Raw genomic sequence first — 16,154 nt, forward strand, 5'->3', positions numbered from 1 at the left:
CCACCTTTGGGTGGCTTTTTTATTTGTTCACATTTTTATTCCTGAGGAGGCTCCATCGGAGGTTTGTTTTGTGAAAAGCGTTGTCCGATTTTATAGCGATCCCATGGTAATGGACGTTCGATTGCTTCAGGAACTTCACCACTTAATGAGCGTAAACGCAGATGTAGTGCTGCTTGTGCAATTAAATTGGCTGAAACAGGTGCCGTAATGAAAGCTAACAGAGTAATGAGAAGTTCAGCAAAGCCAAAACGACCTTGAAAAGCAAAAAAGATCATTGAAGCAATTAAAAAGCTACCTAGTCCTAATGTACTCGATTTGGTAGGCGCATGTAGTCGCATAAATAAATCGGGTAGGCGTACCATGCCGATAGAACCAACTAACATAAAGAACGAACCAAAAACTAGAAAGATCGAAACAATAATTTCCATTGTAATTTGCATTTTGACCTCCCTCTAATCGATTACATGACCGGTTGTAAAATAACGAGCCAAAGCAGCTGTCGATACAAACCCTAGCATGGCAACTAATAATGCCCCTTCAAATAAAGAGGTGGTTGTCCAATAAATACCTAATACAACAATGAGACAAGTTGCATTTAGAAAAAGGGTATCAAGTGCTAAAAGGCGATCTACAATTGATGGTCCCATCACCATGCGAAACAGACAGAGCAACATAGAGATCGTGATGGCAATCAAGCTAATGCCAAGTGCATAAGGTAGGATGGTCATGTGTTGTCCTCCGATTTGCTTTTCACATCAAAAATTTCCATGAGTGGAGCCTCATAGCGTTGTTTGATGTCTTGCACATCACTTTCAGTATTTTCTGTACTGAGCGAGTGTACCAAAATGTCACCACGCTCTTGATCAATACCAGCAGAGACCGTACCTGGTGTTGTGGTAATAATCATTGCGAGTAAAGAATTTACTTGTTCATGTTCTGTTTCTAATGGAACACGGTACCATTTGGGATGTAATTTTTTAGGTGACCCTAATACCAGTTTAGCAACGCGAAAATTGGAAACAATAATATCCCACAGTACAACAAAGCATAGTTTTACTGCTGGTTGCCAATGAATGTGCGGTGTTCTAGTAATAAAAGGTCGAACCAATCGAGGAATCACAAGCCCCAAAATTACAGCCATAAGCAGGTCACTTGCATCAAGACTATGCGAGAGCATTAACCAAAAAACGATAATTAAAAAAGAAACAAATGGATGCGGAAACCAGCGGTCAAGCAATTTAGATAGCTGCATTGTTATGGCTCCATAGGTTTCAGTTGACTTTCATCAGCAATGGTTGGGGTTTGCAATTTTTCTTGCTGCTGAATCTGGCGGTGTTTGTATTCGGAAATATGTACACCGTTGTATGTGTCTTTAGAAATAATGTCAGGTATCAGATAGGCATTATGATCTTCAACTTCTCCACCATATTTTGTTTCTGGTAAATAAGTTGAATCATAAGGCTGCACACTAATGATTTCGCCATTTTGATCAGTTTTAAGAATAGATTGCTGATATAAGGCGTGATTTTGAATTTGCTGAGCAGTGCTTGTGGTGTAGTGCAACACAGGTGAAGCAAATACGACATAAGCCACTAAACCTGCAAGCAAAATATAAATCACTGAATCATTACGTGGTGGTGCACGTTCAGGTAAAGCCCGATAAATAATATAAGCAGGATTGATCGGATCTTCTTCTGGTGCTGAGGCACGCCAGAATAAAATAAATCCGACACGTGTTAACGCAATAATGCTTAATAGACTGACCACAAGCACAATACCAATTACCCAGCCTTGATATGCTGTTTCAACAGTTGCTTGTAAAATAAACACCTTTCCAAAGAAGCCACTAAAAGGTGGTAAACCAGCGAGCATCATGGCAATTAAGAAATAAGTCAGCATGGCTGCTTTTTCTTGCTTAATTCTTGGTGCGATTTTTAAGTGATCTTTGAAATCACCGCGTTGCGAAGTCATCCAACCACAGAACAAGTAAAATGCAGCACCGATCAGTGTACTGTGGACTAAATAGAATAGTGCCCCTGACCACGCTTGCGTATTTGACATAGCAATTGCAGTCAATAATGTACCAATCGAAGACAGCACCATAAAACCAACAAAACGTCTAAGGCGATCTGCACCGATTGCTCCAACCACACCGTATAGAGACGTAATTAAGCCAATTGGAAGAAGCCAACTTTTAAAGATTTCTTGGCTAAGTACATCATTAAATACAGTTCCATTTACACGCAAAATGGCATAGATGCCCACTTTAGTCATAATGGTAAAGATCGCTGCGACAGGTGTACTTGCAACGGCATAAGTTTTTGGTAGCCAAAAACCCACTGGTAGCATGGCTGCTTTAATACCAAACACGACAAATAACAGTAGGGCACCAGCGACTGCTAATTTATGTTGATCTGCATCTAAAGTTGGTAAAAGGCGTGAAACGTCAGTCATATTTAGACTGCCTACACTGCCATAAATCATACCAAGGCCAATTAAGAATAGGGCAGAGGCTAAGAGATTGATAATGACATAGTGTACGCCAAGCTGAAAACGTGGTTTGCCTTGTCCATGCAACAGCAAAACATAGGACGCCATAAGCAAGATTTCAAAGAAAACGAACAGGTTGAATAAGTCACCTGTAAGAAATGCTCCGCATAGGCCCATTAAAAGAAAATGGAATATAGCGTGGAAATAGCGACCTCTCGTATCCCAATTCTCACTTGCATACCATAAAACCGGGACTGCTAAGGCATAGGTTAAAACCAGCATAAATGCTGAAAGTCGATCAAGTACCAGCACAATACCAAATGGTGCTGACCACTCGCTCAACTGGTAAACAGTAATTTGGCCTGTATTAGCAACAATCAGATAACTAACAGCAGTGACTAAACCTGCGATTGCTGAGAGCAAGCTAATGCCACGTCGCCAAGGTTGACGCCAGTCTTCTTTTAATGCACCAGCGCCAGGATTGCCTAGAAGCAGTAAAATAAAACCAGTAAATGCCGGGATGAGGATGCTGAAAATTGGTGTATTTGCTTGCCAAAAAGATAAAAAATCAAACATCACGGCTCATCCTCACGTGGGTCGTATGTTGGAGAAATATCTTCTTTTGCATCAACGTGGTCACTACCTGATTCATAACGGCTGCGTAAAGCCAGTTGCACAATAAACGCTGTGGTTGCGAAACCGATAACGATCGCAGTTAAAACAAGCGCTTGTGGAAGCGGATCTGTAATATTGGTAGTCTCCGTTAGGATAGCTGGCGAGCTGACTTGCAGACGGCCCATCGCAAACAAAAATAAGTTAACCGCATAACCTAGTACGGCTAAACCCAACACAACAGGAAAGGTACGCGCACGCAAAATAAGATAGATGCCTGTAGCAACAAGTAGCCCAATGGCAGAGGCCAGTAAGAATTCTAAACTGATCATGATGATTTCTCCCCATGAGGTACAGGACCAGACATACTCGAGTGGCGAGAGTCTCCTAATACAGAAATGAGTAGCATAGTGGCGCCTACCACGGTGATATACACACCCAAATCAAAGCTTGCTGCTGAAGCCAGATGTAGTTTTCCTAAAATTGGTAACTCAACATAGACATGAGCACTAGTTAAGAATGGACGTGCCCAGAACCATGCGGCAATGCCAGTAAGGCCTGCAATTGTTAATCCGGAACCAATCCAGATTTCGTAAAGACGACCGGATTGGGCTTTTAACATTTGTTCTGCTTGATCTTGACCTAAAGCAATGTATTGAATAATGAGTGCCATTGAGGTAATTAAACCTGCAATGAAGCCACCGCCAGGGTAGTTATGTCCGCGCATAAAGATATAGACACTTACCACCAGCGCTAAAGGTAACACCCAAGAGGCCGTAATACGGAACATAAGCGGAGATGGGTTAAAGCGGTAGGTGAGGCCTTGTGTCATGGTAGTACCGTGTACGCGCATGCCATCCATAAGACATAGCGCACCAATCGCAGCAATGCCTAATACGGTAATTTCACCAAAGGTATCGAAACCACGGAAGTCCACCAAAATAACATTCACGATGTTAGAACCACCGCCAAGTGGTAAAGATTGCTGAGCAAAGAACCATGAAATCGAATTATGGTCACGCGTTAAAATGAGCCACGTAATCCAGCCGATACCTAAGCCACCAATAATTGCTAAAAATGCATCTCTTAAACGTCTTGAGCGAGTAGATTCATAAGGTGTCAGCTGTGGTAGTAAAGACAAACTCATCAACAAAAGAACAGTCGTAACCACATCTACCGTAATTTGAGTAAGTGCTAAGTCAGGTGCAGACATCGTAACAAACACCATGGTCACCACGAGACCAATTGCACCGCTAATGAGTACAGCTTTGATGCGTTCATGGTGAAACCAGAGCATCATCCAGCAACCTGAGAATAAGGTTAGCCAAAGCACAACTGCAATCCATGGGGCATGAGTAAGCTCGCGTGTACCAGTGGTAAGCCCTTGATTGAGCAAAGGCATGGTCACCATGATGATGCTAAAAGCAATGATTAAAAACAGGTAGCTTTGCAAAGAACCATTTTCGGTTTTTTGTTTGATTTTTCGGCTCGTTAATAATAAATGCTTTAAGAATAAATCAAATAAAATACGGCCTTGTAAGCGACCGAGCCTTGGATCAAGATCGATCTTACGAATCATGCCATCTTTTGCTAGGGCAAAATAGAAAAGCGTACCTCCAGCCAAGGCAATAATACTCATGACTAATGGCGCATTGAATCCATGCCAAATTGCAAGATGAGTTCCTGCAAAATCAGGCTGCATAAGACTTGCGCGTGTCACACTGTTAACTAAAGGCTCGACCAGTAGGGCAGGGAAAATACCGACCAAAATACATAGTGCCGCGAGCAATATAGCTGGTGCTCTCATGCCGATAGGTGGCTCGTGGGCATTTTTATTTGGAACTTGTTTACCCAATGGGCCATCAAAAAATACGCCGTGAACTAACCGAATTGAATAACTCACTGCAAAAATACCGGCAAGGGTCGCAATAATACTGGCAAAAATAACAGCCGATCCTGAAAGGTTCGCTAACAGTTCGGTAAAGAACATTTCTTTAGAAATAAAGCCATTGGTAAGAGGAACACCTGCCATTGAGGCTGCAGTGATCATAGTGAGCGTTGCGGTAAACGGTAGTAGCTGCCAAACACCACTTAATTTTCTAAGATCACGTGTACCTGTTTCATGGTCAATAATCCCTGCAATCATAAACAGGGCAGCTTTAAAGGTTGCGTGGTTAATAATATGAAAAATTGCAGCGGCAACCGCTAAAGGTGAACCAATACCTAACAAGCAGACAATAAGACCTAAATGACTAATAGTGGAATAGGCTAATAATCCTTTTAAATCTTCTTTGAAGATAGCAAAGCATGCCGCCATACAAAGCGTGAATAGGCCGACAAACGTGACAATGTTGTGATAAAGCGCCGCACCAATAAAGATAGGTGCAAGACGTGCTAATAAGAAAATACCTGCCTTAACCATAGTGGCAGAGTGCAAATAGGCTGACACCGGGGTGGGTGCTGCCATTGCATTGGGTAACCAAAAATGAAAAGGGAACTGAGCACTTTTAGTAAAAGCACCAAGTAGGATAAGCAAAAGCATCGGAACAAAAAGATGATGACTTTGAATGAGCTCTTTCATTCCGACAATATCATTAATTTCATAAGTACCGGTGATTTGCCCTAATAAGACAAATCCACCTAGCATGGCGAGTCCACCCATTCCTGTAATGGTAAGTGCCATGCGCGAGCCACGTTGAGCAGCTTCGTAATGACTCCAGTAACCCACTAATAAGAAAGATGAAATACTGGTAAGTTCCCAAAACACTAATAAAATAATTAAATTGTTTGAAAGGGAAATACCCAGCATTGCTGCCATAAACAGCATGAGTAATAAATATAATTTACTTAATGAATTTTTAGGGCCTAAATAATAATAGGCATAAATATAAATGAGTGTACCGATACCGGTAATAAGAAGAGAAAATAATAAACCAAGGGCATCAAGTCTAAAGCTCAGATTAATTCCTAATTGCGGTAACCAATCCCAACTTTGTTGAATGCTTGCACCACCAAGCACAGTTTTAGCCTGAGTCAGTAATAAACCAAAACTGGTTAAACTGACTCCGATCGCCCCTAAAGCCGTTACTCCACGTGAAAACCGTTGAAGCAATGAAACAAGGGTGGTGCCTAATATTAACGGTAATAAGATAATTATCGGTAGCACACTCGTATCCATATATAATTTAGACCGAAGCCTAAAGGTGAAATTTTCATTTCAGAATAGATAGGAATTCAAAGAGATTTCCAAAGCTTATATTCTGAAAACCCGACCAAATTAGAAAAATAAAGCGAGAAACAAGTTGTATTGCGCAACTTGAATAATAAAAACGCAAAATGAAATTTATTGTACACTAAAAAATCATTAAAAATCTGATGTTATTACATGTGGTAACAACATCTAGTGATTTTTCAGCTCAAAAAACAGATTTCATCGTATATTTAGCGAATCCGGTTTTTATTATAAAAATTGAGCTATATGGATAATAACGTCTACAGAGATGAGGTTTCTTCCGAAGTATCTCCTGCATGAATCATACGTAATAATTCATTTTTTTGTTGTTCATTTAAGTTTTGAATTTGTTGGTACAAATTGTCGATCTGGGCTGTTGTAGGTTCAGTATCAGGTGGCAAAGTATCTATATGTGGTGCTAAAGCTTCATCTCGATGCAAGAGGGTATAAAGGTGTTCGAGCTGCTGCTGAGTCGTATTTAAATCAAGTTGACCTACTTTGCCATGTTCTAATTTAAAACATTGATAAGCAGTCGCATGCTCAAGTAATTCTTCACGGCTCCCAGTCACTATAATTTGTAAACGCGGAAATGCTTGATGAAGTCGATTTAAAATTTCTGAACAATGTTGAGCATCTAGTTGTGAATCGATCTGGTCAATTAATAAAATTCCTTCGCCTTCAAGGCAAGGATCTAAGCTGAGTGGGTTGAGCAAACAAAGTCTGCGTACAACATCCCCTACGAGTGCGATCCATGTTTTTGTGGTATTGGAAAGTTGTTGAAATGCTAAAGCTTCACCTTTGTAATGTACCATGAGTTGAAGCCGTGGATGATATTGTAGGTAAAGGTCTTCAAGTTCTGGAAATATAATCTTTAACGCTGATTTAAGCGCATATAGATTTGGTGAAGGAAGCTGTTTAGGTTGCCCTGCCAATTCGATTTGAAGCTGATGTAAAAGTTCTTCCTGATTTTGTGGATTAGATTGTTTTGAAATAATTCGTTGTACAACCTGCGCTGCTTGCGCATTTTCAATATCGCTAATTTCACGTAACCATTCAAAAAAGCGAGTAAAAGTTGTAAACGGGATTAAACTAATTTCATAAGCAGAAATAGACTGAGTAATACCTGGAAGGTTTTTATTGAGTAAATTTATATCGTTAACAAATCGTTCAGATGGGTAATAGGCAAGTAGAGGAAGTCCTTGAAGCGGGTCTTTTCTGGTGACTTGATGATAAAGCGTAACAGTTTGATCGAGCTGCTGAGTTTCAACTTGACTAATACCCACACCAGTTGCATTTAAGGTCTTAAATAGTTTCCAACTACAAACGGATGTGTCGGTTTGCTGTGCAGATGTAGTTTCAGGTAATTGCCCGAACTCTGAAGGAATATGGATACTCACTTCTATTTTAGATTGTAAACGAGAATGAGTAATGTCTTGATCGGGCATGACAACACCCGGAGTGCGGACATCTTTAAGACGCGCAGGAAACCACGTTAAAGCATGATAAATATGCTTAAGTAGCATACTTTTACCGGTTGCCTGCTCACCTAAAATTAAAGTAATCGGTTGCTTATCATATTGAAATTGGATCTTTAGGTCATGAAACAGAGCAACATGTTTAAATTGGATGGATTGAAGTCTCATAGGCTCACCTAATTATGAGCGCTTCAACCAACCGACTTACGAAGACTTAAAGGCGCCCTTACTTTTAATTGTTGTATCAGATCATAAAGATGATGGATGTTTAGACTTACTTTAGCACGAGTACAGGCCACGTAAAGTAATCTTAATTCCTCATCTGTAATCTTGTGTTCTAAACCATTAATTTTAAATTGATAATCATCTTCAATATGGACGCGGTTCCACTCTAGTCCTTTTGCTTTATGGGCAGTCGAGATGACATAGTCAGCTTGCTCAAGTGGGGTAATCTTTGCAAGTGCTTTTTTCAGTGGATCGGTACCGTGATCATCCACCAGTTTAACCAATGGTTTAATATCGCTTCCTTCATTGGTTTCGCAGTACTCATGAACATCATGCCATGAGTTAAACCATGCCAACTCAGGAACGTCAGTAACTCGTTTTCCTTGCTTCAAGAGACTTGCAGCATCTACAAAACGGTTTAGTTTTTGATGGTCAGCTTGCAAACTCACTTTATCGCCGTGAACTAAGCCTGCCAATAACAGCTCCATTGCGCGAGCATTAGTACGACATAAAATCGCATCACGCATTTTTGTATGCGGTTTATTGACTACGCTTGATTTTTGGTTCGGATTACCAAGTAAAGGAACTGTCTCATTTAAGCCACCTAATAACGCATTGGCAACATCGGCAATTGCCTCTCCAAAACGAAAAGAGGTCGTTAGGCGAGACTCTGGCAAAGGCAGTTGTTGCATGGCATTTACTGCACCACGCCACGCGTAGATTTGCTGGTGGGCATCACCTACATAAATAACCTGCGTACTTTTTTGACGTAGCAAAATACCCAACATTAAAGGGTCAGCATCTTGGGCTTCATCAAATAAGACATAATCTGCCGGAATGTTAGGTTCAGACAATGCCCAAAGCTTGAGATAAATATCATGACCAATTCCCGCTTGATGGTTTGGGTCGATGGACTCAAGCCAGCGGCGTTCAACAGCAGGGTAAAGGTGGGTCTGTAGCTCAGTAATATCGTCTGGATGTAACCAGTTTGGCGCCTGAATATGTCGAGGCGCTGGATATTGAGAACTGGTCGAACAGAAATAGCTTACTGCATTGGCGACAAGACTCGCTAATCGACTTGGCATTAAGACGTATTTTTCATAACGTCCACCCATCATGCGTCGTAAGGTAATCGGTTCTAGTCGATATTCTTTGGCAATAAAACTTGGACTTAAGCGAGGTAAGCGTAATTTATCAGTCACACCACGTGGCACACTACGAAACGCGAGTGAGTGAAAAGTACGGCAGTCTACATTGCGATGAAATTTGTTCTGAGCTTCGCCTGCAATGGCTTTGTTAAATGCCAAATACATTCCACGCCGTTCAGGCATGGCATCACTAATCATTTGTAAGGTAGTAGTTTTACCTGTACCCGCATAGGCAATCACTTTAAATGATTGCCCAAGACGTGCGTTATCTATGGCAATTGCTTGCTCATAGGTGGCTTTAGGTTTTTCGATATTCGACACTGAGTGATTTTAAACCTTATTGCGGTTAGCTTTTTCAACTAAACCAGATAAACCCTGACGACGAGCTAATTCGTCAATAATAAGCTGTGGATTAAGATCGAAATAACCCAACATGACAATGCTATGGAACCACAAATCGGCAGTTTCATAAATCAAGTCATTTAAATTGCTTTCTGTATTTTGAGCAGCGTAGTCTTTTGCAGCAATAATAGTTTCTACGCTTTCTTCGCCAACTTTTTCTAAAATTTTATTGATGCCTTTTTTGTAGAGGCTTGCCACATATGAAGTGTCTGCTTCTGCTTGCTTACGCTCTTGCATCAATTGCCCTAAGTGAGCGAGTACATCCACTTGTTCAGTCGTGTGAGCATGATCGTGACTTTCAGTTTTAGCTTTGTCACCATAAATTGCAGTAGGGTCTTTTAATTGTGCATCGACAATTTCCCAGCCCTGTGGGGTAAGTTTACGGTAGAAACAAGACTCACGACCTGTATGGCACGCGATACCGCCGTGTTGCTCAACTTGTAATACGATTACATCACCATCGCAGTCCAGACGAATTTCATAAACTGTTTGGAAATGGCCTGATTCTTCACCCTTGTGCCAAAGTTTTTGGCGAGAGCGAGAGAAATACACAGCCTGGTTTTTTTCTGCTGTGAGCGCAAGTGCTTCACGGTTCATCCACGCTACCATCAAAATACGTCCGGTTTGATGATGTTGAGCAATGGCAGGGATAAGACCTTGTTCGTTAAATTTTACTTCATCGAGCCATTGCGTGTTATTCATGAGGAATCACCAAAGAAATATGAACTATAAATTGATTTCAGTCAGATGCTAAAAATAGCTTGTATAGTGTACGGCATCAAAGCCACTTTGCGGAAAAATTCTTTGTCCTTTTTGTCTCTCCCAGCGTAATGAGGAGCTTGTGCTCGGCTACTTTTAAAAATCAGTCAGAGATTCACTTTTTAAATTAAAAGCACTACTTTCTTTAGGTAGTTGAGCTACTTGTTCATAATCAAGATGTCTAAATGGCCCTGTCTTTAAACCTGAAATTGTGATGGCCATTTCTTTTCGAAAATAAGGAATTTGATACATCCAAGGGAAAACTAGATCTCTTAAACTTCCCGCCCACCAATGGTCAGATTGATATAGTGGTGTTAGTAAGCGACTAAGAAATTGATAAAACTGGATGGATGAACGGCGAAGCTGGTGATAATGCTGCCAGAGCAAGGACCAATCAATATTCTGGTTTTTTTGAGCTTGCCGCAATGATTGAGAAAAAGCCCAAGCATCTAATAATGCCATATTCGCACCTTGTCCTAACTGAGGACTCATTGCATGAGCTGCATCTCCAATTACCCCAATTCGACCTTGACCAAATTGGGTCATGACGACATCACGATAGTTTGCAGATAACCATTTAGGCTGAGTTTGACTGTTATACAAAATTTCTTTGAGCCACTCTGCAACATTGGGCCAACGCTCAGAGACTTGCTTTAACCAGGCTTGTTTCGCCTGCTCATCTTGCAAAAAGTTTTGTAATTGTGTGGTAGGTAAGCTCCAAAATATACTCGAAAGGCGCTGTTGAGGTTCGGTTGGAATAGCTCCTGTAGGAAGAATTCCCATCATAATTTTCGAGCGATCATAAAATTGATGCAGAATTTCAGAATCGAGTACTTTACACTCAGGCACGATACTCCATGCCGCACCCCATGGATAAGCTTGATCAACTTTTACCCATGCTTTAGGGCGTAATTGACTACGAGCACCATTGGCAATGAGTAGGCCATCAAAACAAGCATCAAACTTTTGGTTTTGATGACTGCCGAATAGCCGAACCTCTTCGTTATGTTCTTCAAATTTTTCAACAGAATGGTTCATATGCCAAGTAATCTGGCTTGAATACTCGCTAAGCTTTTGAGTAAGTACATGACACAAAGTGGCACGGTGTATACCTAAACCATAAAGATTTGCTGATGCTTCGTGATAGTGACTGTTAACTAAAAGACGCTTGTCCGGAAGTTGTCCTTCTAGGCCTGTGACTCTTGCACCTAATGTTAAGGCTTTGTCGAGTACACCTAAATGTTGAAATACAGCTAAGCCCGCGGGTTGTAGTAATAACCCAGCTCCTACCGGGGATAACTCATCAACTTGTTCAAAAATAGTAACGTTGTTGCCTTCACGGGCGAGCAAAATTGCGGCGGCTAAACCTGCCGTGCCTGCACCAACAATGGCAAAATGAGGTGTTTTCATTGTTTGTTCTTTTCAAGCATTTACAGCTTCAATTTAGCAATGAACGAATAAACGATCTATATTTTTTTAAAATTAAAGTTTAGGCATAAAAAAATCCCTTGCGAGGCAAGGGATTTAGAATTTATTTCAACACACGCCAAAGCGCTATTAAACTACTCAGCACAATTAAAATAATGGAAACAAACCAAGGGCTAATAATGGCAATGGTTAGTAAAATCAGCATGGTACTGCCAAACATCCAGCTACGACGCTGTTGATGTTCCATTTGCAAACGAAGTTGCTGAATTTCACGTAACTGACGGTCCTGCCAAGCAGATTGGTTCTTTAAACCATTTAAGCTATCAATAATTAAGCTTGGGAAATCTTGAGCGCCTAAAAGCAGGTCAGGTAATTGCTGGCCAAGTTCTTTTACATTTTTGACTGGGTTCATGTTGGACTTAACCCATTCTGTCAAAATAGGTTTTGCCAATTTCCAGATGTCGAGTTGCGGATAAAGGTCCGTACCTAAGCCTTCTACATGCACTAAAGTTTTGAGCAGCAGCATGAGCTGTGGTGGAATCTCAAGATGGAAGCGACGGGCAATGTCCATCACTTGAATTAAGATACCTGCAAAATCAAGTTGATCCATAGGTTTAGAAACCATTGGCCCAACAGTACGGCGCATCTCACGTGCTAAAGCGTCTTGATCGGTACCCGGTGGAATCCAGCCAGCTTGATGCACAATTTGAATAAGCTGCATAAAGTTGCTATTCATTACGGCAAGCAACATGCGGGCAACCGTCATTTGGTCATGCTTAGAAAGCTCACCCATGATCGCACAATCCAGTGCAATAAAGCGTGGATTGCTTGGATTGATAGTTTCTACAAAGACATTGCCGGGGTGCATGTCGGCATGGAAAAAGTTATCGCGGAATACTTGCGTAAAGAAAATCGTTAAGCCTTTTTCTGCAAGTTGTGCGCGGTCCATGCCTAAACGGTCAAAGGTTGCCGTGTCTGAAATAGGCACACCAGTAATACGTTCAGCCACCATAACATCTTTGGTGTCCATGTAGACTTCTGGCACATACATCATGGTTGAGCCAGTAAAGTAATGGCGCATACGACGAGTGTTATCTGCCTCAATACTCAAGTCCAGCTCATTTAAAATGATCTGGCGGTAGTCTTGAATAATTTCAGATAAATGTAATGCACGAGCAGCTTCAAGGCGGCTTTCTAGTGTATTTCCTAGCCATGCCAAAATTTCAAAGTCTTGTAAAATCTGGCTACGAATATCTGGACGAGTGACTTTAACAACAACTTCTCGGCCATCATGTAGTGCCGCTGTATGAACTTGTGCAATTGAGGCAGCAGCAAGGGGTTGGTCATCAAAGCGAGCAAATAGTGTATTTACGTCTGCTTTTAAAGAGTCTTGAATACGTTGTTTGGCAACATTGCTATCAAAAGGTTTCACCTGATCTTGAAGTAAAACCAATTGAGCGAGTATTTCAGGTGGAATCAAATCACGTCGAGTTGACAGTAACTGCCCAAGCTTAATTGCAAGTGGTCCCATGTCTTCTAAAGCTTCTTTAAGCTTTAAAGGATTCTTGCGCTCACGACTCGACCATGCTGCCGGATGCATCTTAATAATATTTAATGCATGTTTAGCTTTAACTGGTAGTTCATCCGCAGGGAACAACGTATCGAGTCTATAGTGCGCTGCAATACGCCAAAGTTCGAGTAAACGTGAAACGTGCGGAATCATATACGGTCTTACCTAGTCTTGAGTGGGTTGTAGTTGTGCATTGAGCTGCTGTAATTTAGCTTCTAGACGGTCAATATCTTGATTAAGCTTACGCGTAGCTTGATTTAAATCGTCCATTTCCCAACGTGGGGCAAATAAACCACTGTCTTCTTTTAAAGCATCTTCAGCGAAAAATAGATGGCTTTGAAGAGAGCGTTTTAGATGCTTGGGTGCAAGTTGAATCTTACCAATTTCATGAGCGAGTTGAGGGCCAACCCATTTTGATAAATGCGCAGCTAAATCAGGTTCAGCCTGCTGCATAATTTTTTGAATATCCTGTAATAGATGATAGTCACCTTGTAGCGGGATATTACCAATCTGGTCGGGATCGCTCACCAATAGTTTGATGAGTTCAACAACATCTTTGATATGTAAAGTAGCTGTTGCTTCAGAAATTTTAAATTGCGGATCAAAAGGGCGTTGTTCAAAAATAGAAGGTTTTTCGCTGTGCCCAGTTGCAGTAGGTTCAAGACGTACTTTTTCTTGGTCAAAGAATACATCGACAGAAAGCTGCGGGCTATCGATGACAACACGCAACATTTTGCCCTGTAACTGATTGAGCTGAATGCGGGTTAATGCATCCAGATCGATCAGATGATGAATGATACGTTCGACTGCACCGAGTGCTAGAATCGACCACATATCGCTATCCCTTACAGTTTGAAACCGCGGTGAACAGCAACAATACCGCCAGTCAGGTTGTGATAGTCACAGTTCTGGAAGCCGGCATTTTCCATCATGCCTTTTAAGGTACGTTGGTCTGGATGCATACGAATTGATTCAGCCAAATATTTATAACTTTCTGAGTCATTGGCAACCAATTTACCCATAATCGGTAAAGCGGTGAATGAGTAGAGGTCATAAAGTTTTGAAAAAGGCTCAAATACTGGTTTAGAAAACTCAAGAATCAGTAAACGACCACCTGGTTTAAGTACACGGAACATAGAGGCAAGCGCAGCATCTTTATCCGTTACGTTGCGTAGACCAAAGCTAATGGTAACAAGGTCAAAGCTGTTATCTGCAAAAGGTTCTAAAGTTTCAGCATTGGCAAGTACGAAATCGACATTGGTACAGCCTGCATCAATCAGACGGTCACGGCCAACATTCAGCATAGATTCGTTAATGTCTGAAAGTACCACATGACCTTGAGGACCAACTTCACGGCTAAATACTTTTGCTAAGTCGCCTGTACCACCAGCAATGTCTAACACGTGTTGACCACGGCGAACACCAGACATGTTAATTGCAAAGCGTTTCCATAAACGGTGAATACCAAATGACATCAAGTCATTCATAAGGTCATATTTGCTTGCAACCGAGTGGAAAACTTCAGCAACTTTTTGAGCTTTATCTTCGGTTCGAACTGTTGAGTAACCAAAGTGAGTTGTTTCACCAACGTTGCCAGTGTTGCCTGCACCACGTGGTAAATTGTATTTTGGTACAGAACCGCTAACAGGTGTATCTGTTAAGGTTTGCTGTAAAGTTTGTTGTTGCCCTTGAGGGGTACCTTGCGGTAAAGGTGAGCTTAGGAATGGGCTAACTTTGTCTGAACTTTGTGCCTGCTCAGTTGGAGATGTTGGCTTTTGGTTTTCGTTAGACATATTGTCTCTCCTAGACTCAAACTCAAGTGAAACGGAATAAGTTCTGCATGATGACAGATTTTGTCTATTTTTACAGGCATCATCATGCAAATATAATGAATAAAATCTCAACTTCGCGAGGTTGAGTTTTTTCTATGTGCCGACCTTATCACACTCTAAACGGATTCGGATGTCCTGAATGTACTTTTTCAACAATCTGACGTTCTTTTTCCGTAAAAGTCTTAATAAAAGCCTCTGCTGATTTTAATGGTTTCATTGCGGTAAAACCATCTTGAATAAAATCATACATCAATTCGAAGTGATATTTTTGTGCAATACCTTTACACATTTTAAAAGCAGTGAACATCATAAATGAACGCATGTATTTATCGAGTGCTATCCCTAAGTCATCAAGAAGGGCAAGCTGCTGGTAACGGGCTTCGGCCTGATCAAGCTTGATTAAGGTTAAACGCATGATCTCATCAGTGAGTACTGTATCTGCTGGATAGTCTTCAAGAAGCTGCATGGCCACTTGTTCATCAAGTTGCGTGGCAAGTACAGCCAAACTTACCGACTTTGTTCCTGTTTTAATTGCGTTTTCAGGTAGGACTTTTTCTGCTTTATGGGCATATTTCAATAGTCGTTCAATTTGTGCAGCAAGCGCATCAAACTCTGGGCCGCCATATAAACGGTTTAAAAAATACTCTGACATGAGCTTGTGCTCTGGCAGATTAAAAAAGTCGTGATGCGTTTCTTTCATCCGCTCTTTTAACCATGTTTGTACATCTTGCAAACGCTGGGCAAGCACTGGATTATCGTGATAATTAAATGTTTTATATTGTTGTAAAAGATCATCAAAAGCAGCGAGTTTAGACATTTAAGGCTCTAATATTGGGCTATTTGCAAAAAATCATAAAAGGCATTGTAACCTTCTACTATGGCGAGTAGATGTAAAAAAAATGATTTATGCGTCAATTTTTAGACAGAATTTTGCTGCAATGACATAATTTGTATAGCAATTCATCATCTAAGCGCATAAGT

The 16,154-nt window shown here is 41.0% G+C and carries 14 protein-coding genes; all 14 read right to left on the bottom strand.

Going from position 1 to position 16,154, the window contains the following annotated elements; all coding sequences use genetic code 11:
- Window positions 1-35: 35 nt before the first annotated feature.
- On the bottom strand, window positions 36-440 hold the full coding sequence (locus CSB87_RS11390) for a Na+/H+ antiporter subunit G (RefSeq protein WP_002157026.1): 405 nt from the start codon (window positions 438-440) through the stop codon (window positions 36-38).
- 12 nt (window positions 441-452) lie between these two features.
- Entirely contained in the window at window positions 453-728 is a 276-nt protein-coding gene (locus tag CSB87_RS11395; protein ID WP_002053531.1) for a monovalent cation/H+ antiporter subunit F, read from the bottom strand.
- A complete protein-coding gene (locus CSB87_RS11400; RefSeq protein WP_002156972.1) occupies window positions 725-1,252 on the bottom strand; it encodes a Na+/H+ antiporter subunit E in 528 nt (175 codons plus the stop codon). The genes CSB87_RS11395 and CSB87_RS11400 overlap by 4 nt, the downstream gene beginning before the upstream one ends.
- Window positions 1,253-1,254: 2 nt before the next feature.
- Entirely contained in the window at window positions 1,255-3,066 is a 1,812-nt protein-coding gene (locus CSB87_RS11405) for a monovalent cation/H+ antiporter subunit D (protein WP_002156993.1), read from the bottom strand.
- On the bottom strand, window positions 3,066-3,434 hold the full coding sequence (locus CSB87_RS11410) for a Na+/H+ antiporter subunit C (protein ID WP_000624229.1): 369 nt from the start codon (window positions 3,432-3,434) through the stop codon (window positions 3,066-3,068). Before CSB87_RS11410 ends, CSB87_RS11405 begins: the two co-directional genes overlap by 1 nt.
- Window positions 3,431-6,280, bottom strand: coding sequence for a monovalent cation/H+ antiporter subunit A (locus tag CSB87_RS11415; protein ID WP_031952282.1), 2,850 nt, complete (start codon window positions 6,278-6,280; stop codon window positions 3,431-3,433). The genes CSB87_RS11410 and CSB87_RS11415 overlap by 4 nt, the downstream gene beginning before the upstream one ends.
- Window positions 6,281-6,594: 314 nt before the next feature.
- Window positions 6,595-7,977 (bottom strand): AAA family ATPase, encoded by a 1,383-nt coding sequence (locus CSB87_RS11420; RefSeq protein ID WP_006580954.1) that lies wholly within the window; start codon window positions 7,975-7,977, stop codon window positions 6,595-6,597.
- A 23-nt stretch (window positions 7,978-8,000) separates the two neighbouring features.
- Window positions 8,001-9,503, bottom strand: coding sequence for a UvrD-helicase domain-containing protein (locus CSB87_RS11425; protein WP_002156955.1), 1,503 nt, complete (start codon window positions 9,501-9,503; stop codon window positions 8,001-8,003).
- A gap of 9 nt (window positions 9,504-9,512) precedes the next feature.
- Entirely contained in the window at window positions 9,513-10,286 is a 774-nt protein-coding gene (hisIE, locus tag CSB87_RS11430) for a bifunctional phosphoribosyl-AMP cyclohydrolase/phosphoribosyl-ATP diphosphatase HisIE (protein ID WP_004710809.1), read from the bottom strand.
- A gap of 153 nt (window positions 10,287-10,439) precedes the next feature.
- Window positions 10,440-11,753, bottom strand: a complete 1,314-nt coding sequence (locus CSB87_RS11435; RefSeq protein WP_031952284.1) for an FAD-dependent oxidoreductase — start codon at window positions 11,751-11,753, stop codon at window positions 10,440-10,442.
- Between the two features lie 121 nt (window positions 11,754-11,874).
- Window positions 11,875-13,494, bottom strand: a complete 1,620-nt coding sequence (locus CSB87_RS11440) for an ABC1 kinase family protein (protein ID WP_004710805.1) — start codon at window positions 13,492-13,494, stop codon at window positions 11,875-11,877.
- 12 nt (window positions 13,495-13,506) lie between these two features.
- Entirely contained in the window at window positions 13,507-14,175 is a 669-nt protein-coding gene (locus tag CSB87_RS11445) for a ubiquinone biosynthesis accessory factor UbiJ (RefSeq protein WP_031952286.1), read from the bottom strand.
- An 11-nt stretch (window positions 14,176-14,186) separates the two neighbouring features.
- On the bottom strand, window positions 14,187-15,134 hold the full coding sequence (gene ubiE / locus CSB87_RS11450) for a bifunctional demethylmenaquinone methyltransferase/2-methoxy-6-polyprenyl-1,4-benzoquinol methylase UbiE (protein WP_002156970.1): 948 nt from the start codon (window positions 15,132-15,134) through the stop codon (window positions 14,187-14,189).
- A gap of 148 nt (window positions 15,135-15,282) precedes the next feature.
- Window positions 15,283-15,990, bottom strand: a complete 708-nt coding sequence (locus CSB87_RS11455) for an FFLEELY motif protein (RefSeq protein WP_002157018.1) — start codon at window positions 15,988-15,990, stop codon at window positions 15,283-15,285.
- Between the last annotated feature and the right edge of the window lie 164 nt (window positions 15,991-16,154).

Source organism: Acinetobacter sp. AR_0276, from assembly GCF_003000705.1.
Lineage (GTDB): Bacteria > Pseudomonadota > Gammaproteobacteria > Pseudomonadales > Moraxellaceae > Acinetobacter > Acinetobacter nosocomialis.

What these genes read in the sequence shown, in the direction of transcription:
- CSB87_RS11390 (WP_002157026.1), bottom strand. Translation starts at nt 440, where the DNA reads ATGCAAATTACAATGGAAATTATTGTTTCGATCTTTCTAGTTTTTGGT.
- CSB87_RS11395 (WP_002053531.1), bottom strand. Translation starts at nt 728, where the DNA reads ATGACCATCCTACCTTATGCACTTGGCATTAGCTTGATTGCCATCACG.
- CSB87_RS11400 (WP_002156972.1), bottom strand. Translation starts at nt 1,252, where the DNA reads ATGCAGCTATCTAAATTGCTTGACCGCTGGTTTCCGCATCCATTTGTT.
- CSB87_RS11405 (WP_002156993.1), bottom strand. Translation starts at nt 3,066, where the DNA reads ATGTTTGATTTTTTATCTTTTTGGCAAGCAAATACACCAATTTTCAGC.
- CSB87_RS11410 (WP_000624229.1), bottom strand. Translation starts at nt 3,434, where the DNA reads ATGATCAGTTTAGAATTCTTACTGGCCTCTGCCATTGGGCTACTTGTT.
- CSB87_RS11415 (WP_031952282.1), bottom strand. Translation starts at nt 6,280, where the DNA reads ATGGATACGAGTGTGCTACCGATAATTATCTTATTACCGTTAATATTA.
- CSB87_RS11420 (WP_006580954.1), bottom strand. Translation starts at nt 7,977, where the DNA reads ATGAGACTTCAATCCATCCAATTTAAACATGTTGCTCTGTTTCATGAC.
- hisIE (WP_004710809.1), bottom strand. Translation starts at nt 10,286, where the DNA reads ATGAATAACACGCAATGGCTCGATGAAGTAAAATTTAACGAACAAGGT.
- CSB87_RS11435 (WP_031952284.1), bottom strand. Translation starts at nt 11,753, where the DNA reads ATGAAAACACCTCATTTTGCCATTGTTGGTGCAGGCACGGCAGGTTTA.
- CSB87_RS11440 (WP_004710805.1), bottom strand. Translation starts at nt 13,494, where the DNA reads ATGATTCCGCACGTTTCACGTTTACTCGAACTTTGGCGTATTGCAGCG.
- CSB87_RS11445 (WP_031952286.1), bottom strand. Translation starts at nt 14,175, where the DNA reads ATGTGGTCGATTCTAGCACTCGGTGCAGTCGAACGTATCATTCATCAT.
- ubiE (WP_002156970.1), bottom strand. Translation starts at nt 15,134, where the DNA reads ATGTCTAACGAAAACCAAAAGCCAACATCTCCAACTGAGCAGGCACAA.
- CSB87_RS11455 (WP_002157018.1), bottom strand. Translation starts at nt 15,990, where the DNA reads ATGTCTAAACTCGCTGCTTTTGATGATCTTTTACAACAATATAAAACA.